The organism is Staphylococcus sp. HMSC65H10 (assembly GCF_001839185.1).
In the GTDB taxonomy this organism is placed as follows: domain Bacteria; phylum Bacillota; class Bacilli; order Staphylococcales; family Staphylococcaceae; genus Staphylococcus; species Staphylococcus simulans.
On record NZ_KV840412.1, the window covers coordinates 1 to 221 of the forward strand.

Below are 221 nucleotides of genomic sequence, written 5' to 3' on the forward strand. Positions count from 1 at the left end.
AAGCAGATGCAGACGGCAAGTGGACAACAGAATTAGTTGAACCATTAACACATGACGCAGTGATCAAAGCAGTTGCGTCAGATGTGGCGAACAACAAGTCAGCAGAAGCGGCACAAACTGTGAAAGATACAACAGTACCAGCAACTCCGACAATCGATGCAATCGAAGCGGGAGCTAAAGTAGTAAACGGAACAAGCGAACCACTGAGCACGGTAACATTG

At 47.1% G+C, this 221-nt stretch carries 1 protein-coding gene; it reads left to right on the forward strand.

Annotated features, from left to right (window positions below; translation table 11 throughout):
* Window positions 1-221: hypothetical protein (locus HMPREF3270_RS14045; RefSeq protein WP_176746748.1), on the forward strand; the 221-nt coding region annotated here is incomplete at both ends.